Origin of the sequence: Pseudomaricurvus hydrocarbonicus, from assembly GCF_011602365.1 — a bacterium.
GTDB classification, from domain to species: domain Bacteria; phylum Pseudomonadota; class Gammaproteobacteria; order Pseudomonadales; family Cellvibrionaceae; genus Pseudomaricurvus; species Pseudomaricurvus hydrocarbonicus.
In genome coordinates, this window is record NZ_JAAONZ010000003.1 from 45,755 (window position 1) to 59,289 (window position 13,535).

The 13,535-nt window shown below is 55.6% G+C and carries 12 protein-coding genes; 8 read left to right on the top strand and 4 right to left on the bottom strand.

What is annotated here, in order from left to right; translation table 11 throughout:
- Positions 1–41: 41 nt before the first annotated feature.
- Positions 42–1,691 (bottom strand): AMP-binding protein, encoded by a 1,650-nt coding sequence (locus tag G8770_RS04815; protein ID WP_167182515.1) that lies wholly within the window; start codon positions 1,689–1,691, stop codon positions 42–44.
- A 437-nt stretch (positions 1,692–2,128) separates the two neighbouring features.
- Here G8770_RS04815 and G8770_RS04820 point away from each other — a divergent pair, with 437 nt between their 5' ends.
- From G8770_RS04820 to G8770_RS04850, 7 genes are all read left to right on the top strand, one after another.
- On the top strand, positions 2,129–2,788 hold the full coding sequence (locus G8770_RS04820; protein ID WP_167182518.1) for a MotA/TolQ/ExbB proton channel family protein: 660 nt from the start codon (positions 2,129–2,131) through the stop codon (positions 2,786–2,788).
- A 44-nt stretch (positions 2,789–2,832) separates the two neighbouring features.
- Positions 2,833–3,303 carry an ExbD/TolR family protein gene (locus tag G8770_RS04825; protein ID WP_167182521.1) on the top strand — a complete coding sequence of 157 codons (471 nt, stop codon included), beginning with the start codon at positions 2,833–2,835 and terminating at the stop codon, positions 3,301–3,303.
- A complete protein-coding gene (locus G8770_RS04830) occupies positions 3,300–3,746 on the top strand; it encodes an ExbD/TolR family protein (RefSeq protein ID WP_167182524.1) in 447 nt (148 codons plus the stop codon). The genes G8770_RS04825 and G8770_RS04830 overlap by 4 nt, the downstream gene beginning before the upstream one ends.
- Entirely contained in the window at positions 3,743–4,588 is an 846-nt protein-coding gene (locus G8770_RS04835; protein ID WP_167182527.1) for an energy transducer TonB, read from the top strand. Before G8770_RS04830 ends, G8770_RS04835 begins: the two co-directional genes overlap by 4 nt.
- A gap of 18 nt (positions 4,589–4,606) precedes the next feature.
- The gene (locus G8770_RS04840) at positions 4,607–6,916 is read left to right on the top strand and encodes a TonB-dependent receptor (RefSeq protein WP_167182530.1); all 2,310 of its coding nucleotides are present in this window, start codon (positions 4,607–4,609) and stop codon (positions 6,914–6,916) included.
- 168 nt (positions 6,917–7,084) lie between these two features.
- A complete protein-coding gene (locus G8770_RS04845) occupies positions 7,085–8,200 on the top strand; it encodes an alpha-hydroxy acid oxidase (protein ID WP_167182533.1) in 1,116 nt (371 codons plus the stop codon).
- Between the two features lie 44 nt (positions 8,201–8,244).
- The gene (locus G8770_RS04850) at positions 8,245–8,925 is read left to right on the top strand and encodes a Fe2+-dependent dioxygenase (protein WP_167182536.1); all 681 of its coding nucleotides are present in this window, start codon (positions 8,245–8,247) and stop codon (positions 8,923–8,925) included.
- Positions 8,926–8,957: 32 nt separating this feature from the next.
- Here G8770_RS04850 and G8770_RS04855 read toward each other — a convergent pair whose 3' ends face one another.
- The 3 genes from G8770_RS04855 to G8770_RS04865 form a co-directional block, all read right to left on the bottom strand.
- Positions 8,958–10,013: a DUF2955 domain-containing protein gene (locus tag G8770_RS04855; protein WP_167182538.1), complete on the bottom strand. Its 1,056-nt coding sequence runs from the start codon at positions 10,011–10,013 to the stop codon at positions 8,958–8,960.
- A gap of 106 nt (positions 10,014–10,119) precedes the next feature.
- Positions 10,120–11,184 (bottom strand): HlyD family secretion protein, encoded by a 1,065-nt coding sequence (locus G8770_RS04860; RefSeq protein ID WP_167182541.1) that lies wholly within the window; start codon positions 11,182–11,184, stop codon positions 10,120–10,122.
- Positions 11,181–11,804, bottom strand: a complete 624-nt coding sequence (locus tag G8770_RS04865; protein WP_167182545.1) for a MarR family winged helix-turn-helix transcriptional regulator — start codon at positions 11,802–11,804, stop codon at positions 11,181–11,183. Before G8770_RS04865 ends, G8770_RS04860 begins: the two co-directional genes overlap by 4 nt.
- 272 nt (positions 11,805–12,076) lie before the next feature.
- Between G8770_RS04865 and rimO the strand changes: the two genes are divergently transcribed.
- Positions 12,077–13,522 (top strand): 30S ribosomal protein S12 methylthiotransferase RimO, encoded by a 1,446-nt coding sequence (rimO, locus tag G8770_RS04870; RefSeq protein WP_167182548.1) that lies wholly within the window; start codon positions 12,077–12,079, stop codon positions 13,520–13,522.
- Positions 13,523–13,535 lie beyond the last annotated feature (13 nt).

Below are 13,535 nucleotides of genomic sequence, written 5' to 3' on the forward strand. Positions count from 1 at the left end.
AGGGCAGCCTGGGCTGACTGCTCTCCACTCCAGCCCAAAGTCTAGGTCTGGATTTCCTGTTCCCACATTACCGGTTTGGGCAATGTTGCCCACAAGAGGTTGCCGAAGCGCGCTTCGAGTTTGTTGCGCCTGAGTTTCAGGGTTGGGGTCAAGAGTTCATTGTCGATGCCCCAGGGCTCGGTGCTGATGATGATATTGTCGAGCCGCTGGTGAGATTCCAGCTCGGCGTTCACCTTAGTCAGTGTGGCTTGCAGGCGTTGGCGGATCTCTTCTGAGGGCTGCTGATGTGTTTCGTTGAGCACCACCACGGCCAGAGGCTGCTTGCGACCGGACCCCAGCACACAGATCTGCTCAATGTCCGGGTTTTGTGAGAGCAAGCTTTCCAGTGGGACCGGTGCCACATATTTCCCTTTGGCGGTTTTAAACTGCTCTTTGACCCGCCCGGTAATGCTCCAGGAGCCGTCCGTGTTTTGTCGGGCGCGGTCTCCGGTATGAAACCAGTCACCACTAAACGCGGCGGCGGTGGCTTCCGGGTTGCGGTAATACTCTTTGAAGATTGCGTCGCCACGGATCAATATTTCTTCATCGGCCGACAGTTTCATCTCCACGCAGGCCACGGGCACGCCAATGGTTCCGAGGCGCGAGGCTTCGAAAGGGTTGTTGCCGCAGGCGAGGCCGGCCGTTTCCGTCATGCCCCAGCCTTCCGAAATACGGATGCCGAGCCGGGCGTACCACGCCAGCGTGCTGGGCGAAATGGGGGCTGAGCCGGAGCCAAACAGGGTGGCCTGACCGAGACCCAGCTGGTTGCGGATTTTGCGTGCCACGAGTTTGCCGATGACGGGGATCTTCAACAGCCGCTGCAGTTTTGGGTCGGGTATTTTTGCCAGAACCTGCCCTTGAAATTTGGTCCACAGGCGCGGTACCGAAATAAAATACGTTGGCTGAGCGTGGCGGACATCTTCAATAAAGCTCTCCAGAGACTCCACAAAAAAGATCTCCAACGGGTGATACAGCGTCATCAGTTCCAGCACGCAGCGTTCGGTGATGTGTGCCAGAGGCAAATACGACATGCTGCGTTCATTGTCTCCGCGTGGCTGGATATGGGCCGTGCAATAACTGGAGGCGGCGACATTCAGGTAACTCAGCACCACACCCTTGGGCAGTCCTGTACTGCCGGAGGTGTAGACCAGAGTGACGGTGTCGTCGGGTTGGGGCTGGTGCACGTTGGTCAGTGGCGGGAAATCCTGCAGCCACTGATTAAATTCTGCATGACCTTTCAGGGTGGGGTAGGGGAAGGTAATGATCAACGTCTCTGGCTCAAGTGCTTGTTCCGCGGCGCGGAGGTCGTCGAGCTTGCCCACAAAGATGGCTTTGGCGTTGCTGTGCCTCATGATGTGCTGAATCGTGCTGGCACCGGCTGTTGCGTAAATGGGCACACTGATTAAGCCGGCCATCATGATGGCGAAATCGGTGATGAACCATTCCGCACTGTTTTTTGCCAGAATGGCGATTCGATCACCCGGTTCAAAGCCCTGGGCCTTCAGCCCTGCGGCAATACGCCTTGCCTGTTCTTCTACCTCTCCCCAGGTCAGGGTATGCCATTGGCCGTCCCTGGGTTGATGCAGGTAGGGTTTGTTGGGGTGCGCGGCGACATTGGTTGCCAGCTGCTCAAGGGGCAGGGGGTAGGTCATTGGCGTCTCTCGTATTGTTATGGTTATTCGTGAGTCTCATTCCAGCAGACTCCTGAAAACAGGGCAAGGAAGATTTGGGCAAGTCGGGTCAGGGGCGAAGGGCTCGGGCCGGCGGCCGCTCAGTAGCCACTTGCGGGGCCGAGGGATGGCTTCAATAAATCGTGCACACAAATACTAATCTTATTGTTAATGATAATAAGTTGCATTTAATGGTGAGTTTGCATTAGGATGTGGTCATTGGGCAATAGTCAATCGACGGTTGTCGCTGACGTGCCAGTGACTTCGACGCGTCGTGGTCGATCAATGCTCTCACCGCTAGCCGTATAGGAAAGCGGCGTTATTCAGATTGATGTCTATCAGATTCAGATAAAGGTACCCGACCGTCAACAGTCGTTGCGCTCTAGCGTCGCTGCACGGGTTACCACTTGGGGAATGAGATGTTTGAAAGTTTTTTTCAGTTTCTGTTAAGCGGTGGTCCGGTGATCTGGATCCTGCTGGCGCTCTCCGTCATGGCGCTCGCCGTTATTCTGTTGAAGGGCTGGTCCTTATGGGCACTGCGTGAGCGAGCTGAAGTGCCAATGGCGGCGGTTCTGACGCACTTGCAAGGTGGCAAGAAGTCCGAGGCGTTGATGATGGCCCAGGGCCAACAGAGTCCTCGTGCTCGCCTTTTGGCGCACCTGATTCCGTTTCTGGAGCATAAAGAACTGGCTCTGGACGACATTCGTGATGAGGCGACGCGCAAGGCCCGCCTGCTGTTGGCCGAGCTCAACAGTCATCTAAAAATACTGGAAGTGATCGCCACCGTGGCGCCTTTAATCGGTTTGTTTGGAACGGTGCTGGGCATGATTGTCGCCTTTCAGGCGATGGAGTCGGCCGGTGCGGCCGTCAATCCTGCGGTCTTGTCCGGCGGCATCTGGCAAGCGCTGTTGACGACGGCGGCAGGCATGGCGGTGGCGATTCCAGTCACCATGATTCACAGCTGGTTTGATCAGGTCGTGCAAGCCAAGGCGGTGTTGTTGCAGGACGATATGGACTTGATCCTGACGCGAGAGGCGTTGAGTCGGCAACCGGGCCTTGCGCTCAAAAGCGTTCGCTAGTCGAAGTCCCCACAAGCCAGGATGGATCGGGTGAGTAAGGTTACATGAGTCATACGCTGCTGCAAGCAAGCCCTCGTAAACGTATCAGTTTAACGCCACTGATTGATGTGGTTTTTATTCTGCTGATGTTTTTTATGCTGACCTCGACATTCAATCAGTGGAAAGCCATTGATTTGATTTCCGCTGCGGCCAGTGCAGAGGCCACGGTTGTGAGTCCGGACACGTTCCCTCAGTTGTTGGTGTTGCACGCAGACGGTTTGCTGTCGTTAAAAGGCACGGCTGTTCGGCAGGCCACGGCCATGCACGCTCTGTCCGTTGAGCGGGTGGCCCTGTCGTCGCTGCGGGCGGCTTTGGATTTGGCGGCGCCGGTTGTGGTTTTGCCGGAGGCACTGGCGAACGTTCAAACCATCGTGGCAACCCTTGAAGCATTAAAGGCGGCCGGTGCTGATGACATTACACTGGGCAATGCCCTACCCGCCGGTGACAACCCCGGACCTGTACAGGTAACGCCATGAGTCGTGCGCGCCGAGCTTCATTCGTAGCTGCAGCAGCTTCTGCACCGGGCAATGATGACAATATGATGCCGTTGATCAACATTGTCTTCCTGTTGCTGATTTTTTTCATGGTGGCCGGGCACATCAGTCGCTTGTCTGAAGGTGAGCTGGATCTGCCCAGTACGGTCACTGAGCGCAGTGCCGATGCCGAATCGCTGGTGTTGCAGATGAACCTGCGTCAACAGCTGTTGTTAGACAGCGAGGTGGTTGAACTGACGAAGCTGGAGCGCGCCCTGGGCAGCAGTCCGCAAATGACGGCGGCCCTGGAGCGCCATGGGCTGGCCTTGCAAGTGGATAAATCGGTCACTGCGCAGGAGTTGGCCCCGGTCTTGAGCAAGCTGCGTCAAATGGGCGTTAAGTCCGTGCAGCTACACGCCCTGTTGGATATGGACGCTGCCCCATGACGTTAACACAATGGGTGCTGGCGGTAGTGATTTCTGTGGCGGTTCACGGGCTGGTCGCGGCAGCGTATTTTGCCGGGCAAGAGGTGGCGGTACCCGGAGCCCAGGCGGTGGGTGAAAATGGTTTGGAAGTGGGGCTGGGGATGTACGGGTCCTATCAGGAAATGCTACAGCCCAATGCCGAAGAGGTGATCGCCGAAGCCGAGCCAAAACCGGAAAAAAAACCGCTGGACGAAACGTCCGTCGACAACCCCGCTGAGAACGTTGTTGAAAAAGTTGTTGAAAAATCCGTTGAGAAGAAACCACAGCCGTCAGCGCTCGAACTGGAGGTGGCGACGGTGAACGAGCCACAGCCCACTATCCGTGTGCCGGTGGAAAAAAACGCAGACAACTCTCTCGATCTTTCGCAACCGCAACCGCAACCGCCCATCGAGCAGGCTGAGGCTGAAGAGATCAAACCGGTGTCCAGTGAGCCAGCGGTTGCCAAGGCGACAACCACCGCTCGGGCAACCGGTGCCGCCAATGATCGGTCTGCAGGAGGTAAAGCGGGCGACGCACGCAGCTATTTCAGTCAACTGATGGCCTGGTTGAATCAGTACAAGACCTATCCGGCAGTACTGAAAAAACAAAAACAAGAGGGCATTGTGACCCTCAAGTTTAGCATTAACCAATACGGCGATGTACTCAGCGCCAGTGTCAAAAAGAGCTCAGGTTACGAAAGCCTGGATCAATCGGCTTTGGATATGTTGCAAAAAGCTTCACCGCTGCCGGCGATTCCTGATTTTCTGAAAAAAGAGAAGCTCACATTGGTAATACCCATTGAGTATTCACTGATCACACAATAAATTTTCAAGGAGATAGCAATGAACACGCACCACAAAAAACCGATGAGTTTGCGCAAAGCCAACTTCAGTAAAACCACTCTGGCACTGAGCATTCCGGGGTTAATGCTGGGGCAGGTGGCCATGGCACAGGGCGATGACGCCATTGTGCTGGACACCCTGCAGATTGAAGAACGCACCATTGATACCAATCCTTACGCGCAGCCCGGTGTGCCTTACAAAGCGAAAGTCTCCGGTGACCCGCGTCGTGTGAAAGCTCTGGCTGAAACGCCACAGACCATTTCGGTGCTGACGCAAACCGCGATTAAGGAATCCGGAAAAACTGACTTGAAAGAAGTGCTGGCGGCACAGCCGGGTATTTCCTTGGGCACTGGTGAGAACGGTAACGCATTTGGTGATCGCTACGTGATTCGCGGCCACGAAGCGCGCAGTGATGTGTTTGTCGATGGTTTGCGCGATCCCGGCATGACCACTCGCGAAAGTTTTGCGGTGGAGCAGGTGGAAATTACCAAGGGGCCGAGCTCGACGTTTGCCGGTCGCGGTTCTACCGGCGGTGCGGTCAACAGCATCACCAAGCAAGCCAGCACCGAATACGATTTCACCAAAGTGGAAGGGGGGCTGGGCACTGACGGCTATGTGCGTCTGACTGCCGACAGCAACCTGAAATTAACCGAAGATCTGGCTGCGCGAGTCAATGTTCTGCACAGTTATGAAGACGTGCCCGATCGCGATCCTGCCGATCGCGAGCGCAATGGACTTGCTTTATCGGTCACCTACGCGGCGACCGACAAGCTGAACCTCACCGGCGATTATTACTACCTGAAAGCCGAAGATAAACCCGATTTGGGTTCTTATATTGATGACACCACTGGCAAACCCAATGATGATATTGCGGTCTATGTTCAGGACGAGGATTTTCTGGATTCCGAGGTGGAAACCTTCACCTTTCATGCGAATTATGAGTTTGCGGATAACCTGTCGCTCTCAAACGCAACGCGTTACGGCACCACCGATAACGGCTATGTGACCACCGGCGCGAGCTCAAGGACTCCGCCAATGATTACCATTGACAGCCGGGCGCATCAGGGCTGGCAGGAAGTTGAATACTTTGCCAATCAAACCAACTTGTTCTGGACTCAGGAGCTGGCTGGGTTGGAAAACCAGTTTGTATTCAGCCTGGAGTACACGGATCAGCAGGTTCTAAATGGTGTCTATAGCGTCACCAACGCCAATGCAGAAAATTGTGGAACAGCCTATTGTATCGTCGATGACGCTGGCAATGCTGTCTCTGAGGACATTAATCATTTGTTGAACCGGCAGGTCTCAAAGGGTGATTGGGATTCCGACTACAATATTCAGACTTGGTCAGCGTCTGTCATGGATACCATTGATTTCAATGATCACTGGAGTCTGTTCCTGGGGCTTCGCGCCGATAACTTTGATTACGATAACAATGTTTACGGACGCGGTGCCACAACACCCACCGAGTACAGCTACTCCGATACTTTGTGGAACGGTCACGCCGGACTGGTGTACAACATTAATGACGAAGCCAATGTGTACCTGACCTACAGTACTTCCGCCAACATCAACGGTGGCGAATCCGATGTCGGTGGCAGTTGTGGCTACGGCGGTCTGTGTGGCGACGCCAATCTGGTAGGGCAGAGCAAGCCCGAGAAGACCGAAAACATCGAACTGGGTGCCAAGTGGAACTTGATGGATGAAAAATTGCTGGCCACGGTTGCCGTATTCCAGATCACCAAAGACGATGTGATGGAAAGCGGTGGTGCGGATAACTACAGCACCATTGGCACGCTCAATACCGGACAAAACCGCGTTGAAGGTGTCGAAGTGTCGCTGGTCGGTAATATCACCGATAAGTTCAGTGTGCAGTTCGGTGCTTCGGTCATGAATGCAAAAGTGCTGGAGTCCTTTAACGACGGCGTCAACATGACCACCGATCGCGGCGGTAACCGGGTGGTGACTTCGGACGATGTGGGCAAAACCTTGGCGAACTTTGCCGATAACAGTGCATATCTGCAGCTGCGCTATCAATTGACGGATGCCTTGTCGTTTGGTGGTGCCGCGACCTACTCCAGTGAAGTTTATACCGGCCAGCCGGACACGGCCGCCAATGAAGATCTGGGGTTGCCCAGCTACACCGTGTACGATTTCTTCGCCACTTATCAGTTTAGCCAGCAGTTGAGTGCGCGCTTGAACGTGGGTAACGTGACCGATGAAGATTACTACCTGGCGGCTTACCGCAGCGGATCTTTCGCGTATATCGGCGATCGTCGCAACGCTCAGTTGTCTGTGGCTTATGAATTCTGATGAGTTCAGCCACTATTAGTTAACAGGTCATTCAGTGATTGGACGACCTGCAAGAAGCCAGCCGTTGCTGGCTTCTTGGGTTTTGCGGTTTCTATCTTAAGTGTGTTTGCCTATGATGTCGGTAAGCTCAGAAATCTCCTTTTTGCTTTACGGATTGCACGGTGTGTTATGTCGGATAGCCATTTAATACTGCCCAAGCTGGATCACATCCCGGCGCATATTGTGTCGGCAGGCGATTACGAGCAGGCCGCGCAGGACTATATGCCCGAGAACATTTACGCGGCCATCGCCGGTGGTTCGGCGGATGAATTGACATTGCGTGAAAACTGCCGGGCATTTGAATCGATCGAATTGATTCCGGCTATTTTGCAGGAATTCTCCTCGGCCTCGACCGCAACAACGCTGTTGGATCAGTGCCACGCGTTGCCCTTTCTGCTGGCCCCTATTGCTCACCAGCAGCTGGTGCACCCGGAGGGGGAACTGGCCACGTTGGCCGCAGCCAATGCGTTGAATATCCCCATGGTCTGCTCGACGCTGGCCTCGACGTCGCTGGAAGACGTGGCCGCCCAAGCCGAGGTGCCGCTGTGGTTTCAGTTGTATTTTCAGGAAACCCGCGACGCTACCCTGTCGCTGGTCAAGCGGGCTGAGCAGTCGGGTTATCGAGCCATTGTCGTCACTGTGGATGCCCCGCTCAGTGGACTGCGCAACCGGGCGCAGCGCGCTGGTTATGTGTTGCCGTCGGCAGTGCCGTCGGCGAATTTGGTCAATAAGCCTGCAGCGCCCCCCATTTCACTGGCACCGGATCAGAGCCTCATTTTACATGGACTGATGTCCGAGGCCCCTACCTGGTCTGATATTGAGTGGTTGCAACAGCACACGCACCTGCCGATTATTGTTAAAGGTGTCCTCAGTCCCGGCGACGCGGTGCGCTGTCGTCAACTGGGACTTGCCGGAGTCGTCGTTTCCAACCACGGCGGGCGAACACTGGACGGTGTGCCAGCGAGTATTCGGGCGCTGCCAGCGGTGCGCCAGGCGGTGGGTGACGATGTGATGGTGTTGCTGGACAGTGGTATCCGTCGCGGCAGTGATATCTTTAAAGCCCTGGCCCTGGGGGCCGATGCCGTATTGATTGGTCGCCCCTATCTTTACGCGCTGGCGGTGGCCGGTGCCCTGGGAGTGGCACATCTGCTGCGGACCTTAAAAGAAGAACTGGAAATCACCATGGCGTTAACCGGCTGTCCTACCATCGACAGCATCCAGGCCAACCGCTTAAATTTGCCCTGACGTTAACGTTGCTTGAGTTAACGGTATTTGATTGGATTCAATGTATGTTGCTTCATATTGAAAAGGTTCTGACCCCGGCACAGGTGCAGGAGTGCCGACTACAGCTCAATCGTTGTGAGTGGCAGGACGGGAAAATGACCGCCGGCGGTGTGGCCGGTTTGGTGAAAGCCAACCAACAGCTGGACGACGCACTGCCGGTGGCGCAAGCCCTGCGGTCGGCGCTGCTGGATATTCTGCGAGGCAATCCGCTGTTTGTGTCTGCGGCCTTGCCGCATAAAATCTTCCCTCCAAAATTTAATCGCTACACTGGCGGTGGACACTACGGCCTGCATGTCGATGGTGCGGTGATGACGTTGCCGGAAGGCGAGATGATGCGCACCGATTTATCGGCGACGTTGTTTTTAACCGACCCTGATGATTACGACGGTGGCGAGCTGGTCATTGAAACGCAGTACGGTGCGCAGGAAGTGAAACTGGATGCCGGTGACATGGTGCTGTATCCGTCCAGCAGTCTGCATCAGGTCACGCCGGTGACTCGCGGAGCGCGGGTATCGTCGTTTTTCTGGGTGCAAAGTCTGGTGCAGGAAACCCGGCACCGTGAGCATCTGTTTGACCTTGATCAGACCATTCAGGCCTTAACCGCAGAGCGCGGCGCTCAGGACGAGCAGGTCAAGAACCTGACCCGGCTCTATCACAATCTGGTGCGCGACTGGGCCAAGCCTTAACCTTGGCTTTAACGGGAATGACCGCCATGACATTACGCGGTTGTTTGCAGCTGGGTGCTTTGAAATTGATTCAGCAATTGGTGCATCAGGTAGACCAGACTCAGGGTAATCAAGACCGATACACTCAGTGACGTGAAACGGTACATCGCGCTGTAAACGATATCCTGGTCGGGGGCGAGGTATTGAGAAAAGAGCACCACGACTGTGGTGATGGCGCTGAAGCCACCCGCCGCGACGCCGCCTTCCAACATGTGGTAACGGCTCATCAGCAGCAGACTCAGCCATAACGCAAATGCCGAAAACAGCAACAGGCTGGACCAGTTCATCAGCAGCAGTTGCATGAGCAGTCCCAGATTACAGCCGACCAACGTGCCCACCGCACGGTTCCAGCCGGCGGGGGCGGAACCTCGCCAGTTCATGGGAAAGAGGATCAGGATGCTGGCCAACTGGGCTGACAGAGAATCCAGCAGGTCAAAGCATTGGAACACGACAAAGGAGGTGGTGGCGACAGTCGCTGCCAAGATGGTTTCGTGACGCACGGTGCTGCGCAACTTGCTGGTTGTGGGGCGGGGTTGGCGAGGCTCGATGTCCGCAAACAGCGTGTGCATCAGGAAACCAATCATGATGGCGAGCACCGTGGAGGCGAGGTTCGTCATCAACAGGTCGTCCAGTGAAATGCTGCTGTAACTGGCAAAGTGCAAGCTGATGGAGGTGTTGACCATGGTGATGGCGCCAAACAGAAACAGCGGGCCTTTGGACATTTCGCGAAACAATAAGACAAACAGCCCCGCGACCAGCAGGGTCATCACCACCGGGTTATTGCCAAAGTGGCCATAGCCAAAGGCCACGGTTACGGAGACCACCGGGATGCTGGCCAAAAATTGCAAAATGATATGACGGTTGAGGGTGGGTACCAGGCCGAGTAACAGCGCGGGCATTACCGTGAAAAACACACCGTTGTCCCAGCCCATCAACTTGCTGATCAGAAAACCCAGCGTACTGCCGCCGGAGATGCGCAGGCATTGACGCAGATCGTTGCCGTTGAGCTCGTGCTTTTTGATGGTCAGGTGCGTTTTAAATCGACTCACGTTTTGTGCTTACCGTTTAGGCTGACTGTCTGTTGGGCGTGTGGTTTATGTCTGTTCAATGTTCCAGGGGGCGTCTCTTTTAAGTCGGCATTTTTAGTCGACGTCTTTAATAGACAAAGTGCAGCAGGCTGAAAAAGTGGATTTGCAGTTTGCCCAGCCAGGCCAGCGGGCCGCCCACATGATACAGCTGCACCGTGGCGCGAGCACCCGATGGCAATCCGTTTAAGGCTTCGCCGGGGTTGTCCAGAGACAGGTAAATACGCTGCCGTTGGGCATCCCGCACCCAGCGATCACTGGTTTCCGGCGCCGTAAGATTACCGGACGGGTTGAGCTGGCCGGCGTAAGTTCCGGCATCCACTGCCGCAACGCGGGCCGCAAAGGTTTGTCCAGGCAAGGCGTCAAACGTGACGGTGGCCGGCTCGCTGAGGGTTAAGTGCGACAAGGATTTTTCTCTAAAGTCGGCGATGACTTCGGGCACGCCCCCGACCAGTGCCGCCAGCGAGACCGACGCGGTGGCGTAGGCACCGGGTTTGAGTTGAAAGTTCGAAATAATGCCGTCGTGCTCGGCGCGCACCTGGGTGTAGGCCAGATTGAGCTGGGCCTGTTGCAACGCATTGCGGGCTCGACGCAGAGCCAGGTTGTCGGCACCGGTGTCGCCCCGTTGCACCCGCAGTTGATGGCGCTGGGCGACGGCAATTTTCACGGCAGCAACGGCCGCCTGATATTGGGCTGCGGTTTCTTCGTAGCTCTGCAGCGCCACCGAATTGTTTTGCAGCAGGGCATGCAAGCGCTGTTGCTCAAGCAATAACTGCTGTGCATTAACCCTGGCGACGGCAATGTGCGCAGTGGCTTCGGTAATCGAGGCGTCCAGTTGTTGATTGCCTTGCTGTGCGTTTTCCAGAGCCAGTTGGGCGGCCTGCACGGCGAGTTCGAAGGGGGCCGGGTCCAGAGTGAACAAAATGTCGCCGGCCTTCACCCGTTGATTGTTGTGCACGTTGACCTCGGTAACCTGACCGCTGACTTGCGGAGCCACCTGAACCACCGGAAAGATAATCCGTGCATGTGGGGTGGCGGGCAGGATCAGGTCGGCCATCAGAAAATAGACAAACACCACCCCAAAGCACGCCAGGGATACCTTTACCCAGCGGGCAAAACTCTGATCAGGTGTCATTGATGTTTGTCCTCGTGATGGGAGGATTGTTGGGATGTGTGTTTTTCGTCAGTTTGACGGTTTTCTGGCGGATGATTTTTCAATTCCAGCTGAGCCTTGTTCAGTTTGAGGGCTTTGGCGTTGTCTTCGATGGCGATCAACACTTCTGCGAAAATATTGAGCTTGTCATCCGGCACACCTTCCAATACGGCTTGTCGAACTTGGTCAACCCGCTGTTCCAGTTGCTGGGAAATGCCGCGTCCCTGATCGGTCAGCCACAGGCAGTGGCTGCGCTTGTCTGTGGGGGAGGGGCGCCGTTCCAGTAATCCCTGTTTCTCCAGTTGATTGAGTGTGCGGGTCAGGGAGGGCATCTCGATGCACAATTCGGTAGCCAGGCATTGCTGGGTGGCGCCTTCGCCAATTTTTTCCAGATTGACCACGACTTGCCAGCGACTTTCGCTGAGGTCCATTTGCTTGGCGATGTCGTTGATGGCATCCCGCCACAAGCGTTGGGCGCGGCCCATGGCGGCCCCCAGGGAGGGTTTGAGGGTTTGGTAGAGCGGCGGCTGAGAGCCCTTGTGGCTTTCAATAGAGGCGTTAATGTCATCAGCAGCATTGTTGTCGGAATCTGTCACGATCATGGGCCTTGCCAGAGAAACTTTAGTTAGCTTGCTAAGTATTATAGCGGCAGGAATCTATTTAGCAAGCTAACTATTTTGTCTGGGTGGGCCATGCCATGACCGAGTCATGAGCAGGCTGGGCGATGCAATCAGCCGGACTGTGGCGTTTGCGTTCAACAGTGAGGTGTTTGGTTGATTTTTATACACTTTGGGCTGGGGTTTGCTGGCGCTTCGGGTATAATCCGCCGCTTAATGCCAATCCCTATTGTTCACCCCGAGATGTTGAGACCTCAATGAGTGTAGAAAGCTTTGATCCCAAACCGTCAGCAGACCTTAAGCAGGTTGCCGATACCCAGACCACCACTCTTGAGACATCAGTGAAAACCCTCGAGGCGAACCGGTCGGTTACTGCAACAGCGGGCTCCCGGGTGGGTTTTGTCAGTCTGGGCTGCCCCAAGGCGCTGGTGGACTCCGAGCGGATTCTGACCAAGCTCAAGCTGGACGGTTACGAGGTGGTGCCCAGCTACGAAGACGCCGATGTGGTGGTGGTGAATACTTGTGGCTTCATCGACAGCGCCAAGCAGGAATCCATGGACGCCATTGGCGAAGCGATGCGTGAAAATGGCAAGGTCATTGTCACCGGCTGTATGGGCAAGGGCAGTGATGCCGAGGCGATCAAGGCGGCCAACCCAGGGGTGCTCAGTGTCAGCGGACCGGCCGATTACGATCAGGTACTGGAATCGGTTCATAAAATCATTCCACCCTCCCCGGAGCAGCACAACCCGTTGCTGGACCTGGTGCCACCGCAAGGGGTTAAGTTAACCCCCAGACACTATTCCTACCTGAAGATATCCGAAGGTTGTAACCACCGCTGCAGCTTTTGCATCATTCCCGCCATGCGCGGCGATCTGGTCAGTCGTGCGTTGACGGACGTGGTCACCGAGGCGAAAAAGCTGGTGGCCGGCGGCACTCAGGAGTTGCTGGTGATTTCCCAGGACACCAGCGCCTATGGCATCGATGTGAAGTTCAAACTCGATTTGTCCGAAGGGCGGGAAACCCGCATGCAGGACCTGGCCGTGGCACTGGGGGAGTTGGGCGTCTGGGTGCGCATGCACTATGTCTATCCCTACCCGCATGTGGATAAAATGATACCGCTGATGGCGGCGGGCAAAATCCTGCCCTATCTGGACATTCCCTTTCAGCACGCCAGCCCGCGCATTCTTAAATTGATGAAACGCCCGGCGCACAGTGAAAAGGTGTTGGGTCGCATTAAGCAATGGCGTGAAATCTGTCCGGACCTGGCCATTCGTTCCACCTTTATTGTGGGCTTTCCCGGTGAGACCGAAGAGGAGTTCCAAATGCTGCTGGACTTCCTCGAAGAGGCACAATTGGATCGCGTCGGTTGTTTTAAATATTCACCGGTCGACGGCGCCAGCGCCAATGATCTGCCCGACCACATACCGGAAGAGATTCAGCAGCAGCGCTGGGAGCGCTTTATGGAGACCCAGCAGCGCATCAGTACCGCGCGCCTGCAGCAAAAGATTGGCCGTACCCTGGAAGTGCTGATTGATGACGTGGATGAGGAAGGGGCCATTGGCCGCACCTACGCCGACGCTCCGGAAATTGACGGTGTGGTGTACCTGAACGAAGAGTTTGACGTCAAGGTCGGCGACCGGGTGGCCGTGACCATTGAACACGCGGATGAATACGACCTGTGGGGTTCCGTCGTTCGCCCCTAAGCGCAAAGGCGAG

Bases quoted from the DNA above. Each gene is read 5' to 3' on its own strand.
- G8770_RS04815 (WP_167182515.1), bottom strand. From the start codon at position 1,691: ATGACCTACCCCCTGCCCCTTGAGCAGCTGGCAACCAATGTCGCCGCG.
- G8770_RS04820 (WP_167182518.1), top strand. From the start codon at position 2,129: ATGTTTGAAAGTTTTTTTCAGTTTCTGTTAAGCGGTGGTCCGGTGATC.
- G8770_RS04825 (WP_167182521.1), top strand. From the start codon at position 2,833: ATGAGTCATACGCTGCTGCAAGCAAGCCCTCGTAAACGTATCAGTTTA.
- G8770_RS04830 (WP_167182524.1), top strand. From the start codon at position 3,300: ATGAGTCGTGCGCGCCGAGCTTCATTCGTAGCTGCAGCAGCTTCTGCA.
- G8770_RS04835 (WP_167182527.1), top strand. From the start codon at position 3,743: ATGACGTTAACACAATGGGTGCTGGCGGTAGTGATTTCTGTGGCGGTT.
- G8770_RS04840 (WP_167182530.1), top strand. From the start codon at position 4,607: ATGAACACGCACCACAAAAAACCGATGAGTTTGCGCAAAGCCAACTTC.
- G8770_RS04845 (WP_167182533.1), top strand. From the start codon at position 7,085: ATGTCGGATAGCCATTTAATACTGCCCAAGCTGGATCACATCCCGGCG.
- G8770_RS04850 (WP_167182536.1), top strand. From the start codon at position 8,245: ATGTTGCTTCATATTGAAAAGGTTCTGACCCCGGCACAGGTGCAGGAG.
- G8770_RS04860 (WP_167182541.1), bottom strand. From the start codon at position 11,184: ATGACACCTGATCAGAGTTTTGCCCGCTGGGTAAAGGTATCCCTGGCG.
- G8770_RS04865 (WP_167182545.1), bottom strand. From the start codon at position 11,804: ATGATCGTGACAGATTCCGACAACAATGCTGCTGATGACATTAACGCC.
- rimO (WP_167182548.1), top strand. From the start codon at position 12,077: ATGAGTGTAGAAAGCTTTGATCCCAAACCGTCAGCAGACCTTAAGCAG.